Origin of the sequence: Pseudarthrobacter albicanus (assembly GCF_018224015.1) — a bacterium.
In the GTDB taxonomy this organism is placed as follows: domain Bacteria; phylum Actinomycetota; class Actinomycetes; order Actinomycetales; family Micrococcaceae; genus Arthrobacter; species Arthrobacter albicanus.
This window is the reverse complement of record NZ_JAGPOT010000228.1, coordinates 1-454: the sequence shown is the minus strand read 5'-3', so window position 1 is coordinate 454 and position 454 is coordinate 1. Positions and strand designations below refer to the sequence as shown.

The window sequence follows — 454 nt, the reverse complement described above, 5'->3', positions numbered from 1 at the left end:
TCACCTGCGGCCAGCCCGGAGGCGGCTGCTACCAGGACTACAAGGGCGGGGCCATCATCTGGTCCCCCGGCACCGGAGCCCACGCCTCCACCGGGCCGACCCGCACCGCCTGGGCCGCCACCGGATTCCTCACAGGCCCCCTCGGCTACCCCACAGGCGACCTGACCTGCGGCCTGCCGCAGGGCGGCTGCTACCAGGACTACAAGGGCGGCGCCATCATCTGGTCCCCCGCCACCGGAGCCCGCGTTTCGACCGGGCCCATCCGCACAGCCTGGGCCGCCACCGGCTTCGTCGACGGGCCCCTGCGCTACCCCACCGGTGAAGTCACCTGCGGGCAGCCCGGCGGCGGCTGCAAACAGGATTACCAGGGCGGGGTCATCACCTGGTCCCCGACGCTGGGTGCGAGCGTCAAGCCCACACCCCTGGCGGCCGCCAAACCGTAGGCCTCTGGCGG

Annotated in this window: 1 protein-coding gene; it reads left to right on the top strand. The window is 73.3% G+C overall.

Going from position 1 to position 454, the window contains the following annotated elements:
- Positions 1–443 (top strand): LGFP repeat-containing protein (locus J9611_RS21565; RefSeq protein WP_372447833.1); only part of this gene is annotated, 443 nt, incomplete at its 5' end.
- Positions 444–454 lie beyond the last annotated feature (11 nt).